Below are 22,920 nucleotides of genomic sequence, written 5' to 3'. Positions count from 1 at the left end.
CGCGATGAATCCGCAAGGTGTTCCAGACCGGCGCAAACGGCCGCCCAAACCGCTCGATCCGGCGCGGATGGAGGAGATGGCGCTCGCCTATGTCGCGCGCTTCGCCACCAGCGCGGGCAAGCTCGCCGCCTATCTGGCGCGCAAGCTGCGCGAACGCGGCTGGGATGGCGCCGCTCCGCCCGACGTGGACGGGCTGGTCGCGCGGTTCGTGCGCGCGGGCTATGTCGACGATGCCGGCTATGCGCGGGCGAAGGCGCAGGGCCTGCTGCGGCGCGGCTATGGCGCGCGGCGGATCGACCAGGCGCTGGGGCACGCGGGCATTGCCGAGGACGTGCGCGCGGAGGCGCGCGGATCGGAGCGCGATCGCCGCCACGCCGCGCTGGTCATGGCGCGCAAGCGGCGCTTCGGCCCGTGGGGCGAGGATCGGGGAACGGACGGACCGAAGATCGATCCGGCCCGGCGCGAACGGCAGGTCGCCGCGCTGCTGCGCGCCGGGCACCCCCTTGCATACGCGCGCCGACTGGTCGATGAGCCTAGCATCGAGGCAGCGGAAGAATGGGTCGATGAAATTCTGGATTAAGACCGCCGCACTGGCGTGCACCGTGGCCGTGATCGGCTGCTCCCCCGTTGCGGCGGATACGGGCGGAAAAAGCGCCGCGCGGCCCGCCGCTTCGGCGCCGGCGACGCATCCGGTTTCCGGCCTGCCGGTCGTCACGCTCACGGTCAACGGGGCCAAAGGACCGCACACCTTCCGCGTCGAAGTGGCCCGCACCAGTGAGGAACAGGCGCAGGGCCTGATGTTCCGCACCGCGATGGGCGCGGACGAAGGCATGATCTTCCCGATGGACCCGCCGCGCGACGCCGCGTTCTGGATGAAGAACACGGTCATCCCGCTCGACATCATCTTCATCGGCCCGGACCGGCGCATTCTGAATATCGCCGCCAATGCGGTGCCTTATGACCTGACCTCGCTGCCCTCGGACGGCATCGCCGCGGGCGTGCTCGAACTGAACGGCGGCCGCGCGGCGGAACTGGGAATCAAACCGGGCGACAAGGTGGAGTGGTAGGGTCAGGCCGCCGCCCGGTTCCGACGATGGCCGTTTCGACCATTTGCCGTGGGGGCAAGCCGTGAAAAGGGGCCTATCCCGGCTTGCGGAATCCCCCCCTCAGGGGCTAAGCGGCCCCCACCCTCGCGAAAGATGACGGCACCATGAGCTTTCTCGGCAAGATCTTCACCTGGTGGGACGGCGCCACCATCGGCACCCTGCTCGACAGTTCGCTGAAGGGCGAGCTGGTGGGCACCGACGCGCAGGGCAACAAGTACTATCGCTCGCGCAAGCCCTATCCCGCCGGCCATCCGCGCGCGGGCGAGGAACGCCGCTGGGTGATCTACGATGGCGCCAACGATGCCAGCCGCGTGCCCGCCGAATGGCATGGCTGGCTCCACGGCGGCTTCGACGGCGTGCCCGAAAGCAATCTGCCGCCGCCGCGCATCTGGGAAGCGGACTACACGCCCAACGCCACCGGCACCGCGCTGGCCTATCGGCCGCAGGGCGCGCTGGAACGCGGCGGCAAGCGCGCGCCCGCGACCGGCGACTACGAAGCCTGGTCTCCGGAATAAGCGCCGTCCGGCCCCGATGAACCGTCTTTCCCGGCCGCTGCTTCCGCTTGCCGCCTGCGCGGCGCTGGCGGGTCTTGGCGGGTGCCAGCGCCAGCCCGAAGCCGCGCCCCCGCCCGAAGCGACCGAAACCGGCGCGCCGGCGGCGGCTGGATCGGGCGGCGTGGTCGAAAGCGAATACGGCACGCCGGTCAAGGACCGCGTGGCCACGCTGGGCTTCCTCAACAAACGCAACAACATCACGCAGGTGCTGGTGATGAAGACGGGCGAATCGCGCCGCATCGGCAACGCGATCGTCAAGCTGGCCACCTGCGAGCGCACCGCGCCGTGGGAAGACCCGCAGGAAACCGGTGCCTTCGTCCAGCTGTTCGTGGAAGAGCGCGCGACCACCCAGGAAAAGCTGGCGTGGCACAAGATCTTTTCGGGCTGGCTGTTCAAGAACTCGCCCTCGCTCAACGTCGTCGAGCACCCGGCCTATGACGTGTGGGTCAAGGACTGCGCGATGAAGTTCCCCGGCGAGGAAGACGATCCCGCCTCCGCCAGCAGCGCGGCGAAACCTGCGGGCAAGCCGAGCACCGCGCCGGCGCCGGCCACGGCACCATCCTCGGCCGCAACGCCGGCCGCTCCCAAGCCTGCCGCCCCCAAGCCCGCCACCCCGAAGCCGGCCACTCCGAAACCGTCTGGCGCCAGCACCGACGATTGAGGCCGCTGAGCGTGGCGCAGCATGTCGAGGTATCGTTCCTGCGGAATTTCGACCGCGCCCAGCGAGGCCAGGTGCGGCGTGGTGAACTGGCAATCGAGCAATTCCGCGCCCGATCGCCGCAGGGCCGCCACCAGCCAGGCCAGCGCCACCTTGGACGCGTCGTTCATCCGGCTGAACATGCTTTCGCCGCAGAACACGCGGGCGAAGCCCACGCCATAGAGCCCGCCAACCAGCCGTCCGTCGGCCCAGGTCTCGATCGAATGGGCGTGTCCGACCGCGTGCAGCTTGCGGTAGCTTTCGCGGATGCGCCGGCTGATCCAGCTTTCCTCCGCATCCGGGCGCGGCGCGGCGCAGGCGTCGATCACCGAATCGAACGCGGCGTTGCACGTCACCGTGAACCGCCCGCGCCGCAGCGTGCGCGCCAGCGAGCGGGACAGGTGGAACCCGTCGAGCGGCAGGATCGCCCGCATCCGCGGCTCCACCCAAAACACCTCGGGATCGTCGCGACTGTCCGCCATCGGGAAAATTCCCGCGCGATAGGCCTTGAGCAACAGCTCGGGCGGGATGATCGGTTCGTCGGGCGGCGTCATCGTCGTCGAAATGTCTTTGAGTCGGTTGCACTCGCGCCGTCAACCCACTAAGGGCGCTTTTCCGAGCACAGGAGTGTAGCTCAGTTGGTAGAGCATCGGTCTCCAAAACCGAGGGCCGCGGGTTCGAATCCTGCCACTCCTGCCATCCTCTCCGCCCCGGCGTAGAGAGGTTTTCGTTTCCTTTCAGGTTTGTGCGTCCGCTTGGGCGACGCGCGCGACCCGTTCCCGACCGGTCCCGCGGCACGGCGGCGAAGAGTCCGGAACGGACGCAATCGCGCCGCCGGCAACCGCCGCCCGCCGCTCCGCGAATCGTCGCGATCCGTCACCGCTCTCGCCGCTCTTGCCAATCCGCCGGCTTGCGCCTAGATATCGGCCATCTTCCGACATCGGAAACATCGCCTGCCCCTCCCGGACCTGTCCGGGGCGGCGATGTCCCCTAGGCGGAAGACAGGATTTCATCAGGTAGCGAAAGCGGCAAGGATCATGGCGAAGACCAGCCCCGGCGAATTCATCAACCAGGTACGCGCGGAAGCGCGCAAGGTGGTCTGGCCGACGCGGCAGGAAACCACCACCACCGCGATCTTCGTCGGCATCATGATGCTGATCCTGGCGGTGTTCTTCCTCGGCATCGACAGCCTGTTCGGCTTCGTCGTGCGCTGGCTGCTCTCGCAGGCCTGAAGCCTGCCGCCTCCCTTCGGCACCTGACAAGACTTCAAGGATTTTCCATGGCTCGCTGGTACATCATCCACGCCTATTCCGGTTTCGAAAACAAGGTGCGCGATTCGATCCTCGCCGAAGCGGAACGGATCGGCCTGTCGCAACTGGTCGAGGCGGTGGAAGTGCCGACCGAAACCGTGACCGAGGTGAAGCGCGGCAAGAAGGTGCAGGTCGAACGTAAGTTCATGCCCGGCTACGTGCTGGCCAAGCTGGCGATGAACGACGACATCTACCACCTCGTCAAGAACACGCCCAAGGTCACCGGTTTCCTCGGCACCAACAACAAGCCGCAGCCGATTTCCGACAAGGAAGCCGCCCGCTACTTCGGCGCGCGCGAACAGGCCGCCGCCGAACCGCGCAAGAACGTGGCGGTCGATTACGAGATCGGCGATTCGGTCAAGGTCAACGCCGGCCCGTTCGCCTCGTTCAACGGCACGGTGGAAGAACTCGATTTCGAAAAGCAGCGCGTGAAGGTCGCCGTGTCGATCTTCGGCCGCGCCACGCCGGTCGAACTGGCGTTCGAGGAAGTCGAACTGGTCAAGTAATTCCACGGACGCGCCGGCAGGCCGGACCGGCGCGCTTTCGCCGCGCGCTGGCCGCTGACCGGAGAGTCCGTTGCTGACCACCCTGATCCTCGCGCTGGCGGCAGCATCCGCGCCGGTCGCGGAAAGCGCCGCGCCACGCCCGCCTGCCCCCGTTCCCGCTTCCGCCGCCAAAGCGCCCGGGGAACTGGCCAGAGAACTTGAACGCCTGCTGGCCTCGCCCCGGTTCGCCGCCGCGCGGGAGGCGTTGCGCGCGGATCATGCCCGGCTGGTCGACGATATCGTCACCCTGACCGAAATTCCCGCGCCACCGTTCGGCGAGGAGGTGCGCGGCCACGCCATGGCCGCAATGATGCGCGCGGGCGGCCTGCCCGATGCGGCAATCGACGGCATCGGCAACGTCATCGCCACGCGCCGGGGCACGACGCCCGCGCTTGCGCCGCTGATCGTGGCCGCGCATCTCGATACCGTGTTCCCGGCCGGCACCGACGTGAAAGTCCGCCGCGAAGGCACCCGCCTGATGGCGCCCGGCATCGGCGACGATACTCTGGGCCTGGCGGTGATGCTGGCGATGGTCCGCGCCATGGACAAGGCCGGCATCCGCACCGAACGCGATATCGTGTTCATCGCCAACGTGGGCGAGGAAGGGCCGGGCGATCTGCGCGGGATGCGCCATTTCTTCGCGCAGGACCCGCGCGCGAAACAGGCGGCCGGGTTCATCACCATCGATGGCGCGGGCGCGGGCTGGATCACCACGCGCGGAGTGGGATCGCGGCGCTGGCGCCTGGTGTTCGACGGACCGGGCGGGCACAGCTTCGACAAGTTCGGCATCGTCAACCCGCTGGCGGCGCTGGCGCGCACCGTGACCGGGCTTTACGGCATTCCCGTGCCCGCGCAGCCGCGCACCACCTATTCCGCCAGCGTGGTGGGTGGCGGCACCTCGGTCAACACGATCCCGGCGCAAGTCTTCCTCGATGTCGACATCCGCTCCGAATCGCCGGCGGAAATCGACCGCATCGATACTGCGCTCCATGCCATCGCCACGGCGGCGGTGGACGAGGAGAACCGCGCCCGATCGACCGACGGCGGCCGGATCGCCGTGACCTTCAAGCCGATCGGCAATCGCCCCGCCGGCACCACGCCCGAAACCGCGCCGCTTGCGGTGATCGCGGCGACGGCGGCGCGTGCGGCGGGGTTCGCGCCGCACTTCGAGCCCCTGTCGACCGATGCCAACGTGCCGATGAACCTCGGGATTCCGGCCATCGCCATTGGCGCGGGCGGTGATGGCGGCGGTGCGCACGCGCCGAGCGAATGGATCGACGTGGCCGAAGACGCCAGCGTGCGCGGCGCGGCGGCTGCCATGGCGACGGTGCTGGGGGCCGCCAACGCGCTGCCGTGAAGCGCGGCATGCCGCGTCCCCACCCCGAATCCCCTTGCATTTCGCGCCATTTGCGCTAGGTGCGCGCGCTTCCGGGCAACCGGAAATCCGTGCGGAAGAGGGTTCGCCCTCGTCTGACCGCTCACTCTGAGGAGCCGGAACTTCCGGTCTCCGACAGGAAGAAAGGAGGCCAGCAATGGCCAAGAAAATCGAAGGTTACATCAAGCTGCAGGTCGCCGCCGGCGATGCCAAGCCTGCACCGCCGATCGGCCCGGCCCTGGGCCAGCGCGGCGTGAACATCATGGAATTCTGCAAGCAGTTCAACGCTGCCACGCAGGAACTGGAAAAGGGCATGCCGCTTCCGACCATCATTACGGTCTATGCGGATCGCTCGTTCACGTTCGTCACCAAGACGCCGCCGGCAACCTACCTGATCAAGAAGGCCATCGGTCTCAAGTCCGGCTCGAAGACGCCGGGCAAGGAATCGGCCGGCACGATCAAGCGCTCGCAGCTCGCCGAAATCGCCCAGGCCAAGATGCAGGACCTGAACGCGAACGACATCGACGCGGCGACGAAGATCATCGAAGGCTCCGCGCGCGCGATGGGCCTGCAGGTTGTGGAGGGCTGATCCCATGGTGAACCTGACCAAGAAGCAGAAGTCGCTCACGGAAAAGCTGGGCGACAACCAGAAGCTCTATGGCGTTGACGAAGCGATCCAGCTTCTCAAGGACCTCCAGAGCGCCAAGTTCGACCAGACGCTCGAAGTCGCGCTGAACCTCGGCGTCGATCCGCGCCACGCCGACCAGATGGTTCGTGGCATGGTCACGCTGCCCTCGGGCACCGGCAAGGACGTGAAGGTCGCCGTGTTCGCCCGTGGCGACAAGGCCGAAGCCGCTCTCGCCGCCGGCGCCGACAAGGTGGGTGCGGAAGACCTGCTCGAAGACATGCAGGCCGGCAACCTCGACTACGGTCGCGTCATCGCCACGCCCGACATGATGGGCATCGTCGGCCGCCTCGGCAAGGTGCTCGGCCCCAAGGGCCTGATGCCGAACCCGAAGCTCGGCACCGTCACGCCGAACGTTGCCGAAGCGGTCAAGGCTGCCAAGGGCGGCCAGATCGAATTCCGCGTCGAAAAGGCCGGCATCATCCATGGCGGCATCGGCAAGCTCTCGTTCTCGAACGAAGCGCTGCGCGCCAACTTCGACGCGTTCGTCGATGCGATCGTCAAGGCGAAGCCGGCTGGCGCCAAGGGCAAGTACGTCCGCAAGGTCGGCCTGTCCTCGTCGATGGGCCCGGGCCTCAAGATCGACGTCGCGCAGGTGCACGGCGGCTGATTTCCGGCCGATCCTGACCAATCGCGAAAAAGGGCCGGGGGGCATGTCTCCCCGGCCCTTTTTCGTGGCGATCATAGTATCCGCCACCGATGGCGCGCTGCCCACCCCCAACCCCTCCCGCAAGCGGGAGGGGAGCGAGACTTGCGTCGCCGCAGGCGGCGTTAGTCGCAGCGGGGTGGGCCGCCTGCGCGTTACTTTGGCAAACGATGCCACGGCTTTTTTCGCAAGCGCGCTATCCTTGCCGGCGACGCTGGTGCAGGACGCGCGCATGGCCGACGATCCGCTTCGCAGCAATCCGCCTTCCGACCCGGCCGGCAATCCCGTGCGGCGCGCCCGCGCCATGGTGGAGGCCGAAGTGCCCCCTGCCCGGCGCGGCCCCGGCTGGGACCGGCACTGGCGCGAACTGGAAGCCTATGTCGAGGCGCAGGCGGGCGTCTGGACCGGCGCCGGCGCCGGGGAAGATCCGTTCGCCCGGGACGATTGATCTTTCGGCAGATTGACCGGCTGACCGCCCCCGCTCTAACGCGCGCTATCGCGAATCGCGCGATGCGGAAGGGGCCGCGCGTTGGGGATCACACTGTCCGGAAGGACCAGGCCGCTGTGGCGGCGAGCGTCCACCGCCTCCATGGCTATCGCGATGACGGCGTCCGTGACGGCACGCGCGGCGGAAGCGGATGACGGCCTGCGCGTAACCGGCAACGTGCGCTTGCGCGTGGAGGCGATCGACGGACAGGCGCGCCCCGGCTTCGACAGCAGAGATACGCTGGTCAACCTGCGCACGCAGGTGCTGGCGCAATATCGCAGCGGGCCGTTTCGCGTGGTCGCCGAAATCCACGACAGCCGCGTGTGGAACGCCGATCCGGGCACCCCCGTGACCACCAGCGAAGTGAACACGCTGGAACCGGTGCAGGCCTTCGTCGGCTATGATCTGGGGCCTGTACTGGGGCCGGGCACCAAGGTTTCGGTGCAGGGCGGGCGCTTCACCCTGGCGCTGGGATCGCGCCGGCTGATCGCGGCCGACGAATACCGCAACACGGTCAACAGCAATACCGGCGTGCGCGTGGACATCGCCGGGCGGCGCGGCTTGCAGGCCACGCTGATCTATGCCCTGCCGGCGATGCGCCTGCCCGACGATGCGGCATCGCTACGCAGCGGCAAGGTGGAGCTGGATCGCGAAAGCTTCGACGCGGTGCTGTGGGGCGGGATCGTCAGCCGCTCCGTCTCGCGCGCGGGCGCGGCGGTCCCGGTCACGGCTGAGCTGGGCTTCTTCCATTTCGGCGAACGCGACGCCCCCGGCCGTCCTACCCGCGACCGGTCGCTGAGCACGGCGAGCGCGCGCGTGATCGCCGATCCGCGCCCCGGCCATGCCGATGGCGAGGCGGAGGTGATGGTCCAGTGGGGGCACACCCGCACCTCGCTGGCCGCCACCGCGCCCGAATTGCCGGTGCGCGCCACGTTCTTCCATGCCGATGCGGGTTACACGTTCGCCGGCCCGTGGCGCCCGCGCCTGTCGATCGAGTTCGACTATGCCAGCGGCGCGGGCAGTGGTGGCCGCTATGGCCGTTTCGATACGCTGTTCGGTATGCGGCGCGGCGATTTCGCGCCTTCGGGCATCTACAACGCGGTCACGCGCGCCAATATCATGACGCCCGGAATCCGGCTGGAAACCGCGTCCGACCGGCGGCTGGACCTGCTGGCGACCTATCATCCGATGTGGCTGGCCGACTCGCGCGACAGTTTCGCCACCACTGGCGTGCGCGATGCCAGCGGCCGGTCGGGCTCCTTCGCCGGGCACCAGTTCGACGCGCGGCTGCGCTACTGGCTGCTGCCGCGCCATCTGCGGCTGGAACTGGATGGCGTGCTGCTGGCCAAGGGCCGCTTTCTGACCGACGCGCCCAACGCGCCGCCGGGGCGGACCACGCGCTACGTCTCGTTCAACCTCAGCGCGCTGTTCTGACCGGCGCCAGATTGGCGCGGGTGTAGCATTCCACGACCAGGCTGATCGCGGTTCCCCCACCCAGACGCAAGACCGCGCGGTGCGACAGGACCGTACCGGCAGGGCATTCCGCCGCCCGCCCACGCCGCGCCTCCAGCCGTTCGCGCCGGAACCCGAGCGGCATGACGACTTTGCCGAACGGCATGTCGGTCGTCTCCAGCGTGCGGTTCATCGCGGGCGTCAGCCGCGCCGGCACGTACCAGTTGCGCGCATCGGACAGCACGGTTCCACCACAGGCCAGGCGGACATGGCGATAGGCGACCGGCTCGTCCGCCGTCACCCCCAGCGCCTTGCGCACGGCGGGCGATGGCGCATCGCGCGCATCCCGGTCCGCCATGGCGCGGATCGTCGCCGGTTGCGCGATACCGCGCGCCGCGCACCATTCGCCCAGCGCCTGCGTCGCGCTGTCGTGCGCGGCCAGCGTGGCTTCGAAACGGTGCAGCGTGGGGGAGCATCCCGCCATCGACGCCGCCGCCAGCACGGCCACGGCGCCCGCGCGGCGAACGGTCAAATGCCGCCTGCCACCGCTTCCCGCCCGGTCGCTTCCAGCCCGGCGATCAGCGCCGCCGCGCAGGCTTCGAGCTGCGCGGTATCGGTCGACCGGATCACGAAGTTCGCGCCCACCCGGCCTTCGCGGAAGAACGGATAGCTGCCGATCTGGCACCCGTCGAACGCTCTCTCGGTCTTGCTGAGAAGCTCGGCAATCTCGCTTTCGGGAACCCAGCAGCCGATCGTTGCCGATTGCAGCGGCAGCCCGCCTTCCAGCGTGCCCGTCAGCCCGTCGAGCATCTGCGCGGTGATGTGCGGCACCCCGGCCATCAGGAACACGTTGCCGATGCGGATGCCCGGCGCGCCCGACATGCGGTTCTCGATCAGGTTCGCCCCCGCCGGCACGCGCGCCATGCGCAGCCGGCCCTCGTTCAGCCCGCCGCGCGTGGCGTAGTAATCCTCCAGCACCTTGCGCGCATCGGGGTGGATTTCCACGTCCACGCCCAGCGCCTGCGCCACCGCGTCCACGGTGATGTCGTCGTGCGTGGGGCCGATGCCGCCGGTGGTGAACAGATAGTCGTTGCGCGCGCGCAGCGTGTTCACCGCCTCCACGATAGCATCCATCACATCGGGCACCACGCGCACTTCGCGCAGGCGAATGCCCTGCACGCCCAGCCAGGTGGCGATCTGCGCGATGTTCTTGTCCTGCGTGCGGCCAGACAGGATTTCGTCGCCGATCACGATCAGCGCGGCGGTCCAGATGCGGGTTTCGTTGGTCATCGGGAAGAACCGATACCGCAAACCCGCGCCAGTGCAAGCGTGCCCCGGCCGCGATGCCCCAAAGGCCGCGCGGGTCCGGAGCGGACGATCGCTATTCGGCCGCTTCGAGCTGGGGCTGCGCCTGCGCCGCCGGCTGCGCGCGGCCGAGCGCCAGGATGCCGTCCTCGATCGGCGAGGCCTTCATCCACGCCTTGTCGTAAACGTAATCCTGGTTGAGCCGCCAGGGCAGCGCGGCCGCGCTCTTGGGCATGATAGTCAGCGCGCGCTGGAGATAGCCCGACGAGAAATCGAACACGTTGTCCTCGACCAGCCCGTGATCGGCCGCCAGCACCGGCGTCGCCACGTGCGCACCCTTTGCCTTCATCGTGTTGAGCAAACGGCAGGCGTAATCGGAAATGAGGTCCGCGCGCAGCGTCCACGAGGCGTTGAGATAGCCGAACACCGCCACCAGGTTGGGCACGTTCGAGAACATGCAGCCCTTGTAGTAGAAGTGGTCGGCGAAGTTCATCGGCACGCCATCGAGGCTCAGCGCGATCTTGCCGCCCATGGTCAGGCGCAGGCCGGTGGCCGTGATGATCACGTCGGCATCGAGATGGCGGCCGGACTTGAGCTGGATGCCGGTGGCGTCGAAGCGGTCGATGTGATCGGTCACGATATCGGCCTTGCCCGCCTTGATCGCCTCGAACATGTCGGCATCGGGCACCAGGCACAGGCGCTGGTCCCACGGATCGTAGGGCGGGGTGAAGGTCTTGGCATCGTACTTGTCGCCGAGCGCCGCCTTGATCTTCTTGGTCAGGTAGTCCTTGACCTTTTCCGGCTGGCTGCGGGCGCGCTTGAACACCAGGTTCTGCAGCCGCACGTTCTTGAAGCGGGTGATCGCATAGGCGACCTTTTCCGGCAGGATGCGGCGCAACGCGTTGGCCAGGGCATCGCGCGCAGGGCGGATCGCGTACCACGTCGGCGTGCGCTGGAGCATGGTGACGTGCGCGGCCTTGTGCGTCATCGACGGCACGATCGTCACCGCCGTCGCGCCCGAACCGATCACCACCACGCGCTTGCCCGCATAGTCCAGATGGCTCGGCCAGAACTGCGGATGGATGATCGTGCCCCTGAAATCCTCGCGGCCGGCGAACTGCGCATCATGCGGAGTGTCGTAATCGTAATAGCCCGAACCCAGGTACAGCAGCCGCGCGGTCACGCTCCGGCGGGTGCCCGCCTCGTCCTCGGTCTTCACCGTCCACAGCGCCCGCGCGCTGTCCCAGTCGGCGGACAGCACCTTGGTGCCGAAGCGGATATGCGGGCGGATGCCGCGCTCGTCGGCGATGCGGTTCAGATATTCGAGAATGGCCGGGCCGTCCGCGATCGATTTCTCGTGCTTCCACGGTTCGAAGATGAAGCCCAGCGTGTGCATGTCGCTGTCCGAACGGATGCCGGGGTAGCGGAACAGATCCCAGGTGCCGCCGATCTGTTCGCGCCGCTCGAGGATGACATAGCTGCTGCCGGGGCACATCATCTGCATGTGCGCGGCCATGCCGATGCCCGAAAGGCCGGCACCGACGATCGCCACGTCGACGTCCGGCGTCGCGCTGGTCGCCGGTCTTTCCGTCTGCCCTTCCGGCTTCAACGCGGCTGCACCCATGATTCCAAACCCCTCCAGTTTCTGATTGCAACCGAACCTATCGCAATCCCCGCGAATTGCCAGCCCGATTCGCGCCTTCAGCGGCTTGCCGACTCGGCCCGCCGCGATGGACCAGCCAGGGGCGATTGCGCGCGACTGCGGGCTTTGCCACAAGCAGGCCCATGCCGATCATTGCGTCCCGCCGCTACAGCCAGGGCCAGGCCCACGAAGTCGACATCGTGCTCGATGGCGTACCGCGCGCGCCGCTGCCGCCCCAGACGTTCGACTGGATCGGCCTGTGCGAACCGACCGTGGAGGAGATGGAGCGGGTGCGCCGGCAATACGGGCTGCATCCGCTGGCGGTGGAAGATGCGCTCAATCCGCGCCAGCTGCCCAAGGTGGAGGCCTACGGAAAGCAGCTGTTCGCAGTGGCGCGCACGGCCAGCCTGCACGATGGCGAGATCATCTCCTATGGCCAGACCGCGTTCTTCCTGGGGGCCGACTTCATCATCTCGGTGCGCTTCGGCAGCACGCGTGCGCACCTGACGCTGCGCCAGGAACTGGAGGCCAGCGCCGAACGGCTCGCCGAAGGGCCGGACTACGTGCTGCACGCCATTCTCGATTTCATCGTCGATGGCTACCAGCCGATCACCGATGGGCTGGAAGACGTGGCGCAGGACATGGAGGAGGCGGCGATCGAAACCTTCCCCGGGCCGGCCACGATCCGCCGCATTTTCCGCCTGCGCCGCCAGTTGCGCCGGTTCGAACGGGTGATCGGGCCGATGCAGGAAATGTGCGCGCGGCTGGTCGAGGCGGACCTGCCGACGATCGATCCGGCGGCGCGCATCTGGTTCCGCGATGTGCTGGACCATGTGCACCGTGCGCTGACGCGGGTGCGCGGCGTCAAGGAAACGCTGGCAGCGATCGTCGAGACCGCCAGCCTGCTGGAACAGCACCGCCAGGGCGAGATGACCCGCCAGCTCGCCGCCTGGGCCGCGATCCTGGCGGTGCCCACCGCGATTGCCGGCATCTATGGCATGAACTTCGAATATATCCCCGAGCTGAAATGGCGCTTCGGCTATTTCCTGGTGTGGAGCGTGATCCTCTCCGTCTGCGGCGGGCTATGGTATCGTTTCAAGCGGATCGGCTGGCTGTGATTTTCAGAATGATGCATTCTTTTTCACTATTCTGAAAATATCGATCAGGGAAAGACGATCAGCGCGCTGCTACCGAGAGGGTGGTCCCACCTCCAGCCCCTCCCGCAAGCGGGAGGGGAGCGAGACTTGCGCAGCCGCAGGCGGCGTTAGTCGCAGCGGGGTGGGCTTCCCATGCGCCGCATGTGCTGGCGTACCATAAAAAAGGCCGCCCGCCCCGATGAGGGGGCAGGCGGCAGGCTCATGCATGCGGAAAAAGGCCGATCGTCAGGCGATCAGAAGGCAACGGTGCCCGAAACCACCACCGCCGCGCCGGCGATCGAGGAGCCGTTCTTGGTCTGCGAGAAGTTCGGCTGGAGGTAGAGCGCTTCCTTGTTGCTGATGTCGGTATCGACATAGGCCACGCCCAGCACCACCGGGCCGACCGCCACATCGGCGCCCAGCATCCAGTCGGCATACTTGCCCGTGGGCGCGACCGAGGTGCCGTTGGGGCCAAGGCCGGCGTTGCCGTCCGAATAGCCGACATGCGCCTTCAGCATGACCGGGGTGTTGGGGATCGCCGCGCTGGCGTCGGTCCAGACATAGAGGTTGTCCGACTTGGCGCCCGGCGCATCGGGCACGCCGGTGGCGTAGGACGCCCCGCTCAGATACCAGCGGCCCAGCGATTCCTGCTTGGGCGCATAGGCAACGCCCGCCAGCAGGCTGACCGGGCCGACGGTGCCCGAAAGCTTGACGTAAGGCTCGGCGAAGTCGGTCTTGTCCGCGCCGCCCGGATACATGTACCAGGTCAGGCCCACGTCCACCGTGACGCCACCGATCGGCATCTTGTAGCCGCCGTAGATGTCCAGTTCGGTGTTGGAACCGCCGAAGGTGCCCCAGCCCGAAAGGTTGGAAGCCCAGGTGCCGACATAGAGGCCGCTTTCGTGCGACACGGTCAGACCGGCCTGCACGGCCAGCGCGCGGTCACTCTGCGACACGCCACGGAAGCGATAGTCCGAAACGATGGCGGCAGACCCGGAAACGGTAATGGGCTTGGGGGCTTCCTGGGCCAGCGCGGGGACCGAGAAAGCAAGCGCGGCAACCGCCGCCGCGACACGATAGAACATTGGAACGTCCTCCCTGGACTTGTCTTGGGAACGTTCCGCCTGCGTCCGCCGCTCGCTGCCACTCTGTCTGGTGTGGGGCCGCTTCACGCCGGAAACGTTGGGATAGGCAGCCATTTTTGCCCCCATTTTGCCTTTGTGTAAGGAAACGTTGCTGGATCGCGCGCCGCCGCGCCGGTGGACAATATGGCACGTTCATATTGAGAGAGGCGGGCAACTCTCCTAGTGCGCCCGACGAGCACCGCGCGCAGACCGCGATTCGCTCCAGGGACAGAACTTTTTACGGAAGCGATAGCGATGTTCGGCTGGTTCCAGCGCCTCCTGCCCAAGTCCGGCGATTTCTTCGACATGTTCGAACGCCACGCCGCAACGCTCGTGGCCGCCGCCGAGGCGCTCTCGCGCCTGACCCGTTCGGAAGGCAATGCGGCGGAATACATCGCCACGATCCGCAAGCGCGAGCACGAGGCGGACGATATCATCCGCGAAGTGCTCTACACCGTGCGCCGCACGTTCCTGACGCCGTTCGATCGCGGCGCGATCACCTCGCTGATCGCCGCCATGGACGATACGATCGACGAAATGCAGGCCGCCGCATCGGCCATCGAGCTTTACGAAGTCGCGAAGTTCGAGCCGGAAATGCAGGCCATGGCCGACAAGATCGTCGAAGCCTGCGACCTCATCGCGGAAGCGATGCCCCTGCTGCGCGACGTGGAACGCAACGGTGCGCGCCTGCACCAGTTGACGGAGCGCATCGTCAAGCTGGAAGGCGCAGTGGACCTTGTTCACCAGGCGGGGCTGAAGGCCAACTTCATCACCCGGCGCGGCGATGGCGATCTGGTCGCCTTCATCGTCTCGCGCGAAATCTACAAGCACCTCGAAAAGATCGCCGACGCGTTCGAGGATGTCGCGAACGAGATCGACGCCCTCGTCATCGACCACGCCTGATCGGCCGGCCGGGAACGCGCACCATGCACGAAATCGCCTTTCCGCTGCTGGTCGGCCTCATCGCGCTGGCGCTGGCCTTCGATTTCCTCAACGGGTTGCATGACGCGGCCAACTCCATCGCCACGGTGGTTTCCACGCGGCTGCTTTCGCCGGTACAGGCGGTGCTGTTCGCCGCCGTCGGCAATTTCGTGGCCTACTGGATGGTGGGCCTGCACGTCGCCGAAACGGTGGGCAAGGGCATCATCGACAAGGACGTGGTGACGCCGGCGGTGGTGTTCGGCGCGCTGATCGGCGCGATGTTCTGGAACGTGCTGACCTGGGTGAAGGGCATTCCCTCCTCGTCCAGCCACGCGCTGATCGGCGGCCTGCTGGGCGCGGGCATCATGCACGGCGGGTTCGGCGCAGTGGAAAGCTCGGGCACCAGCAAGACGATCGTCGCGATCTTCCTGTCGCCGATGATCGGCTTCGCGCTGGCCATGCTGATGGTGCTGATCACCAGCTGGCTGTTCCGCGGATACCAGCCGCGCCGGGCGGAGCGCGTGTTCAAGTCGCTCCACCTGGTCAGCAGCGCGGCCTATTCGATCAGCCACGGCGGCAACGACGCGCAGAAGACGATGGGGATCATCGCGGTGCTGCTCTATTCCACGGGCACGCTGAAAGGCGAATTCCACGTGCCCGAATGGGTCGTGATCGCCTGCTACGCCGCGATTTCGCTGGGCACGCTCTCGGGCGGCTGGAAGATCATCCAGACGATGGGCAGCAAACTGACCCAGCTCAATCATCACACCGGCTTCTGCGCCTCCACCGCCGGCTCGATCGTGGTGTTCGGCGCCAGTGCCATGGGCATTCCGGTCTCGACCACGCACGCCATCACCGGCTCCGTCGTCGGCACCGGCGCGGCCCGCCGCGCCAGCGCGGTGCGCTGGGGCGTGGCGACGCGCGTGGTCGTGGCGTGGTTCATCACCATTCCCGCCAGCGCCGCCGTGGGCGCCGCGTTCTACCTGCTCACCCGCCTGTTCTGAACGGCGGGCTGTTCTGAGCATAGGCCCGTTCGGGCTTTGACAGCGGGCTTCCCGCGCGACACTCTGCGTCGGTGCGGGGTTTGGCGCGCGGCAACAGGGGCACGGAGCATATGGCGGTTCGCGCAGGTTTTCGCGCACTGATGGCAGGCGCGGGGCTGGCGGCCACGGCCCTGCCCCTTGCCCCGCTTGCCACCCCCGCCCGCGCGGCGACCCCGGCGGAAAAGATCGCGGCGATGGACGATGCCGCACTGTTCGACCGGTTCGGCAAGGAAGTGGTCAAGCTGGGCAAGCCCGCCGTCTGCGAGGCCGTGCCCTATACCGACGAGATGGCGCGGCGGCGCCCGGCGCAGCGGCTGATGGCCATTGCCGCGCTGCTCCGTTCCAACTGCGCGCTGTTCCAGGACCGCTATCCCGATGCGCTGCGCGAGGGGGAGGAGGCCGAAGGGTTGGGTTTCGGCCGCGACGGGGACGAACTGCGCGTGCTGGTCGATTTCCTCGCCATGCAGGCCGCCCTGCGCGCGGGCAACGGCGATGCCTATGCCGAGCACCTTGGCCATGTCGCGGCGCGCGGCAACGCGGCGGAGTTCGCCGGCCTGCAGCGGCCCGCCATCTTCGTCGGCCTGCGCACGGCCGCCATCGGCAACCAGGATCGCGCGGTGCTGGCGCTTGCCCGGTCGCCGGCGTTTCCGTCTCTCACCCCCGAGATGCGCGGCTCCGTGGCGGCCGAGGCTCTGCGCCCGGCGCTGGCGGCGGGCGATACCGCCGTGGCGGAGATGCTGGTGGGTCAACTGCGCGACGCCGAGCCCACGCTCGATATGCTGGTGGATCGTGACTACGAAAGCGGCTGGCCCATGCTCGCTCGCCGCGTCGGCCCCCATGCTCAAACGATGCTGCTGCAGGGCGTGGAGACCGCCACCGCCGATCTCTCCAAGGCGCCAGAGGACCGCCTGGTGCTGTCGCGCCTGGTGGATGCGCTGGTCGATGCCGGACGGTTCGACGAGGCGATCGCGGCGGCGCAGCGGATCGATCATACCGACAAGGGACTGCGCAAGGCGGGCGAGTACGACGGCTGGATCATCAATGCCGAGGTGCGCGCGCTCGACGCGCTGGGCCGCACGGCCGAAGCGGACGCCCTGTTCGACCGGCTCACCGCCCTGCCGTGGCGCGAGCGCGGCTGGATGGTCAATTTCGTCATCAACAACGCCGGACGGCTGGTGCGCCACGGGGCGTGGGACCGGGCGATGCTGGCCGCCGCGCTCGCAACCGAGGTCGCCAACGAGCAGGGTTCCCCCTATGCCCGGCTTTCCGCGTCGGCGTTGCGCCTCTGCGCGACGCACCACGCCCAGCCCGGCCAGGACCAGCGCCTGCTGCGCGAGGCGGTCTATGCCCACTGGCGGGATGCGGTGACAGCGTCGGTGCGGGCGGCCCAATGCCTTGGGGACGAGACGGCCGCGCGGCAGTTTCTGAAGGACGGCCTCACCGATCCGAAGATGCGGACCGACGTGCTGACACTGCTCCAGCCAGAAGACACGGACCTCGTACCCGATCCGGCCAGGACCTTGCCCCGCGCACGCGAACTCATGGACGCCGACGCCGATCTGCGCGCCGCCTACGATCGCGCAGGCCGCGATCTTCCGGAAGACCTGCGCCCCGCGCGGCGCTGACGACGCGATCGCGCGCGGGAAGTGGCCAAAAAGGGCGTGGGATTTCCGGGCATTGCCCCTTGGCAAAGCGCGCGGCGATGGCAGGATGCAGCCTTGTCCATTCCGGCCCGAACCCTTCCGGGGAGAACCTTTTCCATGTCCAGCCGTCCTGCCTTTCGTGGTGCCCTTCGCGCCGCCGCCGCGCTCTCTGTCCTGCTCGCGCCGCTGCTGCCCGCGCCCGCGCTGGCCGGGCCGGCCGAGGACGCCGCCGTCGCGCGGATCATCGATGAAGGCATGAACCGCAGCGCGGTGATGACCACCGCCAGCCAGCTGATGGACGGCATCGGCCCGCGCCTCACCAATTCGGAAAACCACCGCAAGGCCGAACGCTGGGCGATGGACGTGCTGCGCGGCTATGGCCTGGCCAACATCCACGCCGAACCGTTCAACTTCGGGCTGGGCTGGAACGCCGACGGCTGGTCCGCCGCGATGGTCTCGCCCCGCCCGCTCGCGCTCACCGCGATTCCGGTGGCATGGTCGCCGGCGACCACGGGCGCGGTGCGCGCGCCGGTGATCGTCGCGCCGATGAGCCGGGAAGAGAACTTCGCCGAATGGAAGGGCAAGCTCGCCGGCCGCATCGTGCTCGTCTCGCTTCCGGGCGCGACCAGCGAATCCAAGGACCCGGTGTTCAAGCGCTACAGCGATGCCGAGATCGGCGAATTCGACAAGTTCGACCAGCCGCGCTTCGATCCCGAAGCCGCCGCGCTGCAGATCCGCAACCGCAGCTTCCTGCGCAAGCTGACCGAATTCCTCAAGGCCGAAGGCGCGCTCGCGCTGGTGCGCATGAGCTATCGCGATGGCAAGCTGGTCCATGGCGAAGGCTATGACTTCGTGCCCGGCAAGACGCTGGCCGTGCCGGCGATGGAACTGGCGCAGGAGGATTACCGCCGCCTCGTCCGCCTGGCGAAGACCGGCGCCGCGCCCGAGATCGAACTGAACATCGAGGCGCGCTTCGACGACAAGAACCTGATGGCGGAGAACGTCATCGCCGAAATCCCCGGCACCGATCCCAAGGCGGGCTATGTCATGGCCGGCGCGCATTTCGACAGCTGGATCGCGGGCGATGGCGCCAACGACAACGGTGCCGGCAGCGTGGCGGTGATCGAGGCCGCGCGGCTGATCGCCAAGCTGGGCGTCCGGCCGAAGCGCACGATCCGCTTCGCGCTGTGGAGCGGAGAGGAGCAGGGCCTGCTCGGCTCGCGCGCCTATATCGAACAGCACCTTGCCTCGCGCCCGGTCGATCCCGCGCTGACGGGCATTGAATCCTACGTGGCGTGGCGCAATGCCTTCCCGATCACGCCGAAGGCCGAATACACGGCGCTGAAAGCCTACTTCAACATGGACAACGGATCGGGCCGGTTCCGCGGCATCTATGCCGAAGGCAACCTGGGCGCAGGCGCGATCCTGGGCGACTGGCTGGCCCCGTTCAAGGCGATGGGCGCGGGCCGCGTTGTCGCGGAGAAGACCGGCGGAACCGACCACGTCTATCTCCAGTCGATCGGCCTGCCCGGCTATCAGTTCATCCAGGACCCGCTCGATTACGACAGCCGCGTCCACCATTCCAGCATCGACACGCTGGACCACATGCGCGCGGACGACATGCGGCAAGCCTCGGTGATCCTGGCAGGGATGCTGTGGCAGGCGGCCAACAGCGACAAGGAACTGCCGCGCAGCCCGCTGCCCACGCAGCCCGCGCCGACCGATCCGTTCAAGGTGGCGGACCCGAACCAGTAGGAGCGGGAGATCGCTTCAGGCGATCACACCATAGAGGTCGTGCGCGTCGGCATCCTCGATCCGCACCTGCGCGAAATCCCCCGGCTTCAGCGTGGCGGGCACGTTGCGCAGATAGACCGCGCCGTCGATTTCCGGGGCATCCGCCTGGCTGCGCGCGGTCGCGCCCAGATCGCCGTCCTCGTCCGGCTCGCCCACCTCGTCCACGATCACCTGGATCGTGCGGCCGACCTTGGCGGCGAGCCTGGCCGCGCTGATCGCCTCGGTCTTTTCCATCAGCCGGGCGTAGCGCTCTTCCTTGACCTCCTCCGGCACCGGATCGGGCAGGTGGTTGGCGCTGGCGCCGTCCACCGGTTCGAAGCGGAAGCCGCCCACGCGGTCGAGCTGCGCCTCGTCCAGCCAGTCGAGCAGGTACTGGAAGTCCGCCTCGGTCTCGCCGGGGAAGCCGACCACGAAGCTCGACCGGATGGCAAGATCGGGCGCGATGTCACGCCATGCCCTGATGCGCTCGAGCACCTTCGCTTCGTTGGCGGGGCGCTTCATCGCCTTGAGCACACTGGGCGCGGCATGCTGGAACGGAATGTCGAGATAGGGCGTCACCAGCCCTTCGGCCATCAGCGGAATCACCGCGTCGACGTGGGGATAGGGGTACACGTAGTGCAGCCGCACCCACGGTACCTCGCCCTGCGGCGTGCGCAGCTGGCCCAGCTCGCGCGCCAGGTCGGTCATGTGGGTGCGCACGGGATGCCCCTTCCACGCGCGCTCCTCGTGCCGCACGTCCACGCCGTAGGCCGAGGTATCCTGGCTGATGACCAGCAGTTCCTTGGTCCCCGCCGCCACCAGCTTCTCCGCCTCGCGCAGCACGGCATCGATGCGCCGGCTGGCCAGCTTGCCGCGCAGCGACGGGATGATGCAGAACGCGCAGGCGTGGTTGCAGCCTTCGGAAATCTTGAGATAGCTGTAATGCCGCGGGGTCAGCTTGATCCCGCCCTGGTCGTCCAGCGCCTGCGGGATCAGGTCGAAATACGGCCCCATGCTGGGCGGCGCGGCTTCGTGCACCGCTTCCACCACCGCCTCGTACTGGTGCGCGCCGGTCACCGCCAGCACGTCGGGGAACTTCGCCCGGATCAGCTCCGCCTCGTTGCCCATGCACCCGGTCACGATCACGCGGCCGTTCTCGGCGATCGCCTCACCGATCGCGGCCAGGCTTTCTTCCTTGGCCGAATCGAGGAAGCCGCACGTATTGACCAGCACCACGTCGGCCCCGGCATAGTCCGCGCTCATGGCATAGCCATCGGCGCGCAGGCGCGTGAGAATGCGTTCGGAATCGACCAGCGCCTTGGGGCAGCCAAGGCTGACCATGCCGACGCGCGGCGGTTCGGGAAGCGTGAGCGGGGAATCCTGGGATGTCATGGCGACCGCGCCTTACGCGGATTCGCGCCGCCCGTCATCATGCGGCATCATCATTCGGCGTCATCAGCCATCATCGCAGCGCCCGCGAATTGCCAATGTGACGTCATCTCGCTACCGTCTCGCGAGGCGGGAAGCGAGGAAAGAGCAGAATGGGTCCGGTGAACTGGCTGGCGGTGTTTCTCGCTATGCTCGCCGCGCTGACGGTGACCGCAGTGTGGTATGGGCCGCTGTTCGGCCGCGCCAAGCTGGAGGAGGTCGGCCCTGGCGGCCTCGGCACCCGCACCGCACCCGCGCGCACGCTGGCGATCACGGCCGCGCTGCTGCTGGTGACGGCATCGATGATGGGGCACATGTTCGCGCGCGTCGGCCCCGAAACGCTGGCGGTGAAGCCCTGGCTCTATTTCATGATGTCGGGCGGCCTTGCCGGTGCCTTCGTGATCCCGTCGCTGTGGATCAGCTATACCCAGCAGCGGATTTCCACCCGCCTCGCGCTCATCGACGCCGGATTCTGGATGGTCGCCTACCTGGCGATGGGGCTTGTGTTCTTCGTGATCCGCTGATCGCCGGCGACCGTCAGGCCGCAGCCCCGCCGGCGGCGCCATCGGTCGGCGCGGTCGGCACGATTTCCACGATCATGTCGCCGGGCGCCAGTTGCCTGCTTTCCGCTTCCCAGAAGCCATAGGCCTTGCCCCCGCGATAAATGCGCAAGCCCTGCCCACCGGATGCCAGGCGAGTCAGCGGCTGGCCCACTTCCTCATCGCGCACCGGCCGCTCGACAAGGTGGACGCGCCCGGAAATCGACGCGAGATCGGAGAGGTAGCCGGCCGTGTGCTGCCCGTGCGCGGTGCCGGCGAGCAGTTGCCCGGTAAAGCGCACCGGATTGATGACGTTGGTGGCACCCGCCTGCTGCGCCAGCACTTCGTTGTCGGCGGCGCGAACCACGGTGCTGATCGGCACGCCCGGCGCCAGGTGGCGCGCCGTCAGCGTGATGAGGATCGAGGTATCGTCGCGCCCGGCGGAAATCAGGATCGCGCTGGCTCTGGCGATGCGCACGTCGATCAGCGTGGTGTCGCGGGTGGCATCGCCGGGCAGCACGTTGCACCCCATGCGTTCTGCTTCCGCCAGCCGCCCTTCCGCCCCGTCGACCACCACGATCGTCGCGGGATCGGTTCCGCGCGCGATCAGTTCGGCGACCGCCTCGGAACCCGATATGCCAAAGCCCAGCACCACGACGTGACCCGACAGGGCATTCTGGATCTGCGCCATGCGCCACCTCTCCCAGCTGCGCTTGATGATGAAGTTGTAGGCTGTGCCCACGAAGATGAAGATCACCGCCAGGCGGATCGGCGTGACGATCACCGTTTCGATCAGTCGTGCCCGATCGCTGACCGGCGCAATGTCACCGAATCCGGTCGTGGTGATGGAAATCATGGTGAAATAGACCACGTCGAGGAAACTGACGTGCCCGTCGTGGTTGTCGGCCAGCCCTTCGCGGTCGATCCAGTGGATCAGCACCACCAGCGCCAGCAGCGCGAAGGCGGCCGATAGCCGCAACGCGATATCGGCCCACACCGGAACCCGGATCAGCCGGCGCAGTGCCTGGTGCCCGACCGGCCTCACAACCGGACTGGCAGGTACACGACCGGATCGCGCGGATCGTTGTCGCGGCGCAGCTCGAAGTGCAGCGTCGGCCGCTTCGCCTCGCCACTCTTGCCGACGCTGGCGATCGCTTGCCGCGCCTTCACCACATCGCCCTCCTTCACCCGCACCTGGCCGAGATAGGCATAGGCGGTGGCCCAGCCCTGCCCGTGATCGATGACGATCAACTGACCGAAGCGTTCGGGCTCGTTGCCGGCGAAGATGACGGTGCCGGCACCGGCGGCGCGCACCGTCAGCCCGGCGTAGGCGGCCAGATCGATGCCCCGGTTGCGCTGGCCGGAAGCGACCGACCCCGATGGAACCGGCGTGCCGAAGCGGCTCAGCACCGCGCCCGATACCGGCCAGGACAGCGCAGGCGCGCCCGCCTCGCGCACATGCGGGGCCGGCGTGGGGCGCAAGGGCGGCGCCGGGCGCGGCGCTGGCGC

General features: G+C 67.9%; 24 protein-coding genes, 1 tRNA gene and 1 pseudogene. 18 read left to right on the top strand and 8 right to left on the bottom strand.

The window, feature by feature from the left end; all coding sequences use genetic code 11:
- Window positions 1-4: 4 nt before the first annotated feature.
- The 4 genes and pseudogenes from EH199_RS12745 to EH199_RS25070 form a co-directional block, all read left to right on the top strand.
- Complete coding sequence (locus EH199_RS12745; protein ID WP_124809672.1) at window positions 5-580, top strand: regulatory protein RecX; 576 nt, start codon at window positions 5-7, stop codon at window positions 578-580.
- Window positions 564-1,067, top strand: a complete 504-nt coding sequence (locus EH199_RS12740; RefSeq protein WP_124809671.1) for a DUF192 domain-containing protein — start codon at window positions 564-566, stop codon at window positions 1,065-1,067. The genes EH199_RS12745 and EH199_RS12740 overlap by 17 nt, the downstream gene beginning before the upstream one ends.
- Before the next feature lie 143 nt (window positions 1,068-1,210).
- Window positions 1,211-1,621, top strand: a complete 411-nt coding sequence (locus EH199_RS12735) for an NADH:ubiquinone oxidoreductase subunit NDUFA12 (RefSeq protein ID WP_124809670.1) — start codon at window positions 1,211-1,213, stop codon at window positions 1,619-1,621.
- A 16-nt stretch (window positions 1,622-1,637) separates the two neighbouring features.
- Window positions 1,638-2,057: pseudogene (locus tag EH199_RS25070) on the top strand (DUF2155 domain-containing protein); the annotation flags it as partial.
- Window positions 2,058-2,092: 35 nt separating this feature from the next.
- Here the strand turns inward: EH199_RS25070 and aat are convergent.
- Window positions 2,093-2,911 (bottom strand): leucyl/phenylalanyl-tRNA--protein transferase, encoded by an 819-nt coding sequence (gene aat, locus EH199_RS12725; RefSeq protein ID WP_190287259.1) that lies wholly within the window; start codon window positions 2,909-2,911, stop codon window positions 2,093-2,095.
- Between the two features lie 69 nt (window positions 2,912-2,980).
- On the opposite strand from aat, the gene EH199_RS12720 reads away from it, so the two are divergent.
- The 8 genes from EH199_RS12720 to EH199_RS12685 all read left to right on the top strand — a co-directional run bounded on the left by EH199_RS12720 (window position 2,981) and on the right by EH199_RS12685 (window position 8,839).
- Window positions 2,981-3,056: transfer RNA gene (locus EH199_RS12720), tRNA-Trp, on the top strand.
- 338 nt (window positions 3,057-3,394) lie between these two features.
- Window positions 3,395-3,589 carry a preprotein translocase subunit SecE gene (secE, locus tag EH199_RS12715; RefSeq protein ID WP_124809669.1) on the top strand — a complete coding sequence of 65 codons (195 nt, stop codon included), beginning with the start codon at window positions 3,395-3,397 and terminating at the stop codon, window positions 3,587-3,589.
- Between the two features lie 47 nt (window positions 3,590-3,636).
- Entirely contained in the window at window positions 3,637-4,173 is a 537-nt protein-coding gene (gene nusG, locus EH199_RS12710; protein WP_124809668.1) for a transcription termination/antitermination protein NusG, read from the top strand.
- A gap of 70 nt (window positions 4,174-4,243) precedes the next feature.
- Entirely contained in the window at window positions 4,244-5,569 is a 1,326-nt protein-coding gene (locus tag EH199_RS12705) for a M20/M25/M40 family metallo-hydrolase (RefSeq protein ID WP_223806646.1), read from the top strand.
- Window positions 5,570-5,744: 175 nt separating this feature from the next.
- Window positions 5,745-6,176: a 50S ribosomal protein L11 gene (rplK, locus tag EH199_RS12700; RefSeq protein WP_124809667.1), complete on the top strand. Its 432-nt coding sequence runs from the start codon at window positions 5,745-5,747 to the stop codon at window positions 6,174-6,176.
- A 4-nt stretch (window positions 6,177-6,180) separates the two neighbouring features.
- Window positions 6,181-6,882, top strand: coding sequence for a 50S ribosomal protein L1 (gene rplA, locus EH199_RS12695; RefSeq protein ID WP_124809666.1), 702 nt, complete (start codon window positions 6,181-6,183; stop codon window positions 6,880-6,882).
- A gap of 43 nt (window positions 6,883-6,925) precedes the next feature.
- Complete coding sequence (locus tag EH199_RS24685; RefSeq protein ID WP_223806645.1) at window positions 6,926-7,366, top strand: hypothetical protein; 441 nt, start codon at window positions 6,926-6,928, stop codon at window positions 7,364-7,366.
- A 153-nt stretch (window positions 7,367-7,519) separates the two neighbouring features.
- Window positions 7,520-8,839, top strand: a complete 1,320-nt coding sequence (locus EH199_RS12685) for an alginate export family protein (protein WP_223806644.1) — start codon at window positions 7,520-7,522, stop codon at window positions 8,837-8,839.
- On the opposite strand, the gene EH199_RS12680 is transcribed toward EH199_RS12685, so the two are convergent.
- From EH199_RS12680 to EH199_RS12670, 3 genes are all read right to left on the bottom strand, one after another.
- The gene (locus EH199_RS12680; RefSeq protein ID WP_124809664.1) at window positions 8,823-9,389 is read right to left on the bottom strand and encodes a hypothetical protein; all 567 of its coding nucleotides are present in this window, start codon (window positions 9,387-9,389) and stop codon (window positions 8,823-8,825) included. The two genes, EH199_RS12685 and EH199_RS12680, sit on opposite strands and share 17 nt — an antisense overlap.
- The gene (locus EH199_RS12675; RefSeq protein WP_124809663.1) at window positions 9,386-10,147 is read right to left on the bottom strand and encodes a molybdopterin-binding protein; all 762 of its coding nucleotides are present in this window, start codon (window positions 10,145-10,147) and stop codon (window positions 9,386-9,388) included. Before EH199_RS12675 ends, EH199_RS12680 begins: the two co-directional genes overlap by 4 nt.
- 91 nt (window positions 10,148-10,238) lie before the next feature.
- Entirely contained in the window at window positions 10,239-11,786 is a 1,548-nt protein-coding gene (locus tag EH199_RS12670; protein WP_124809662.1) for an NAD(P)/FAD-dependent oxidoreductase, read from the bottom strand.
- Window positions 11,787-11,947: 161 nt separating this feature from the next.
- Between EH199_RS12670 and EH199_RS12665 the strand changes: the two genes are divergently transcribed.
- Window positions 11,948-12,922: a magnesium and cobalt transport protein CorA gene (locus EH199_RS12665; protein WP_124809661.1), complete on the top strand. Its 975-nt coding sequence runs from the start codon at window positions 11,948-11,950 to the stop codon at window positions 12,920-12,922.
- A 272-nt stretch (window positions 12,923-13,194) separates the two neighbouring features.
- On the opposite strand, the gene EH199_RS12660 is transcribed toward EH199_RS12665, so the two are convergent.
- Complete coding sequence (locus EH199_RS12660) at window positions 13,195-14,025, bottom strand: TorF family putative porin (protein ID WP_124809660.1); 831 nt, start codon at window positions 14,023-14,025, stop codon at window positions 13,195-13,197.
- Window positions 14,026-14,319: 294 nt separating this feature from the next.
- Between EH199_RS12660 and EH199_RS12655 the strand changes: the two genes are divergently transcribed.
- From EH199_RS12655 to EH199_RS12640, 4 genes are all read left to right on the top strand, one after another.
- Window positions 14,320-14,967 carry a DUF47 domain-containing protein gene (locus EH199_RS12655; RefSeq protein ID WP_124809659.1) on the top strand — a complete coding sequence of 216 codons (648 nt, stop codon included), beginning with the start codon at window positions 14,320-14,322 and terminating at the stop codon, window positions 14,965-14,967.
- 23 nt (window positions 14,968-14,990) lie between these two features.
- Entirely contained in the window at window positions 14,991-15,989 is a 999-nt protein-coding gene (locus EH199_RS12650) for an inorganic phosphate transporter (RefSeq protein ID WP_124809658.1), read from the top strand.
- Window positions 15,990-16,099: 110 nt separating this feature from the next.
- On the top strand, window positions 16,100-17,653 hold the full coding sequence (locus tag EH199_RS12645; protein WP_124809657.1) for a hypothetical protein: 1,554 nt from the start codon (window positions 16,100-16,102) through the stop codon (window positions 17,651-17,653).
- A gap of 135 nt (window positions 17,654-17,788) precedes the next feature.
- The gene (locus tag EH199_RS12640; RefSeq protein ID WP_124809656.1) at window positions 17,789-19,426 is read left to right on the top strand and encodes a M20/M25/M40 family metallo-hydrolase; all 1,638 of its coding nucleotides are present in this window, start codon (window positions 17,789-17,791) and stop codon (window positions 19,424-19,426) included.
- A gap of 15 nt (window positions 19,427-19,441) precedes the next feature.
- Here the strand turns inward: EH199_RS12640 and rimO are convergent, their stop codons facing one another.
- Window positions 19,442-20,836, bottom strand: coding sequence for a 30S ribosomal protein S12 methylthiotransferase RimO (gene rimO / locus EH199_RS12635; protein WP_124809655.1), 1,395 nt, complete (start codon window positions 20,834-20,836; stop codon window positions 19,442-19,444).
- Window positions 20,837-20,985: 149 nt separating this feature from the next.
- On the opposite strand from rimO, the gene EH199_RS12630 reads away from it, so the two are divergent.
- The gene (locus tag EH199_RS12630) at window positions 20,986-21,396 is read left to right on the top strand and encodes a DUF1761 domain-containing protein (RefSeq protein WP_190287258.1); all 411 of its coding nucleotides are present in this window, start codon (window positions 20,986-20,988) and stop codon (window positions 21,394-21,396) included.
- Window positions 21,397-21,409: 13 nt separating this feature from the next.
- On the opposite strand, the gene EH199_RS12625 is transcribed toward EH199_RS12630, so the two are convergent.
- Both EH199_RS12625 and EH199_RS12620 read right to left on the bottom strand, forming a co-directional pair.
- Complete coding sequence (locus EH199_RS12625; RefSeq protein ID WP_124809654.1) at window positions 21,410-22,456, bottom strand: TrkA family potassium uptake protein; 1,047 nt, start codon at window positions 22,454-22,456, stop codon at window positions 21,410-21,412.
- Window positions 22,453-22,920, bottom strand: a 468-nt coding sequence (locus EH199_RS12620) for a murein hydrolase activator EnvC (RefSeq protein WP_148092152.1), incomplete at its 5' end; no start/stop codon positions are given. The genes EH199_RS12625 and EH199_RS12620, both read right to left, overlap by 4 nt.

This window comes from Novosphingobium sp. LASN5T (genome assembly GCF_003856955.1).
In the GTDB taxonomy this organism is placed as follows: domain Bacteria; phylum Pseudomonadota; class Alphaproteobacteria; order Sphingomonadales; family Sphingomonadaceae; genus Novosphingobium.
Note: the sequence above shows the minus strand (reverse complement) of the source record. Positions and strands in the feature narration are given on the sequence as shown.

Bases quoted from the DNA above. Each gene is read 5' to 3' on its own strand.
- EH199_RS12745 (WP_124809672.1), top strand. From the start codon at position 5: ATGAATCCGCAAGGTGTTCCAGACCGGCGCAAACGGCCGCCCAAACCG.
- EH199_RS12740 (WP_124809671.1), top strand. From the start codon at position 564: ATGAAATTCTGGATTAAGACCGCCGCACTGGCGTGCACCGTGGCCGTG.
- EH199_RS12735 (WP_124809670.1), top strand. From the start codon at position 1,211: ATGAGCTTTCTCGGCAAGATCTTCACCTGGTGGGACGGCGCCACCATC.
- aat (WP_190287259.1), bottom strand. From the start codon at position 2,911: ATGACGCCGCCCGACGAACCGATCATCCCGCCCGAGCTGTTGCTCAAG.
- secE (WP_124809669.1), top strand. From the start codon at position 3,395: ATGGCGAAGACCAGCCCCGGCGAATTCATCAACCAGGTACGCGCGGAA.
- nusG (WP_124809668.1), top strand. From the start codon at position 3,637: ATGGCTCGCTGGTACATCATCCACGCCTATTCCGGTTTCGAAAACAAG.
- rplK (WP_124809667.1), top strand. From the start codon at position 5,745: ATGGCCAAGAAAATCGAAGGTTACATCAAGCTGCAGGTCGCCGCCGGC.
- rplA (WP_124809666.1), top strand. From the start codon at position 6,181: ATGGTGAACCTGACCAAGAAGCAGAAGTCGCTCACGGAAAAGCTGGGC.
- EH199_RS24685 (WP_223806645.1), top strand. From the start codon at position 6,926: ATGTCTCCCCGGCCCTTTTTCGTGGCGATCATAGTATCCGCCACCGAT.
- EH199_RS12685 (WP_223806644.1), top strand. From the start codon at position 7,520: ATGACGGCGTCCGTGACGGCACGCGCGGCGGAAGCGGATGACGGCCTG.
- EH199_RS12675 (WP_124809663.1), bottom strand. From the start codon at position 10,147: ATGACCAACGAAACCCGCATCTGGACCGCCGCGCTGATCGTGATCGGC.
- EH199_RS12670 (WP_124809662.1), bottom strand. From the start codon at position 11,786: ATGGGTGCAGCCGCGTTGAAGCCGGAAGGGCAGACGGAAAGACCGGCG.
- EH199_RS12665 (WP_124809661.1), top strand. From the start codon at position 11,948: ATGCCGATCATTGCGTCCCGCCGCTACAGCCAGGGCCAGGCCCACGAA.
- EH199_RS12660 (WP_124809660.1), bottom strand. From the start codon at position 14,025: ATGTTCTATCGTGTCGCGGCGGCGGTTGCCGCGCTTGCTTTCTCGGTC.
- EH199_RS12655 (WP_124809659.1), top strand. From the start codon at position 14,320: ATGTTCGGCTGGTTCCAGCGCCTCCTGCCCAAGTCCGGCGATTTCTTC.
- EH199_RS12650 (WP_124809658.1), top strand. From the start codon at position 14,991: ATGCACGAAATCGCCTTTCCGCTGCTGGTCGGCCTCATCGCGCTGGCG.
- EH199_RS12645 (WP_124809657.1), top strand. From the start codon at position 16,100: ATGGCGGTTCGCGCAGGTTTTCGCGCACTGATGGCAGGCGCGGGGCTG.
- EH199_RS12640 (WP_124809656.1), top strand. From the start codon at position 17,789: ATGTCCAGCCGTCCTGCCTTTCGTGGTGCCCTTCGCGCCGCCGCCGCG.
- rimO (WP_124809655.1), bottom strand. From the start codon at position 20,836: ATGACATCCCAGGATTCCCCGCTCACGCTTCCCGAACCGCCGCGCGTC.
- EH199_RS12630 (WP_190287258.1), top strand. From the start codon at position 20,986: ATGGGTCCGGTGAACTGGCTGGCGGTGTTTCTCGCTATGCTCGCCGCG.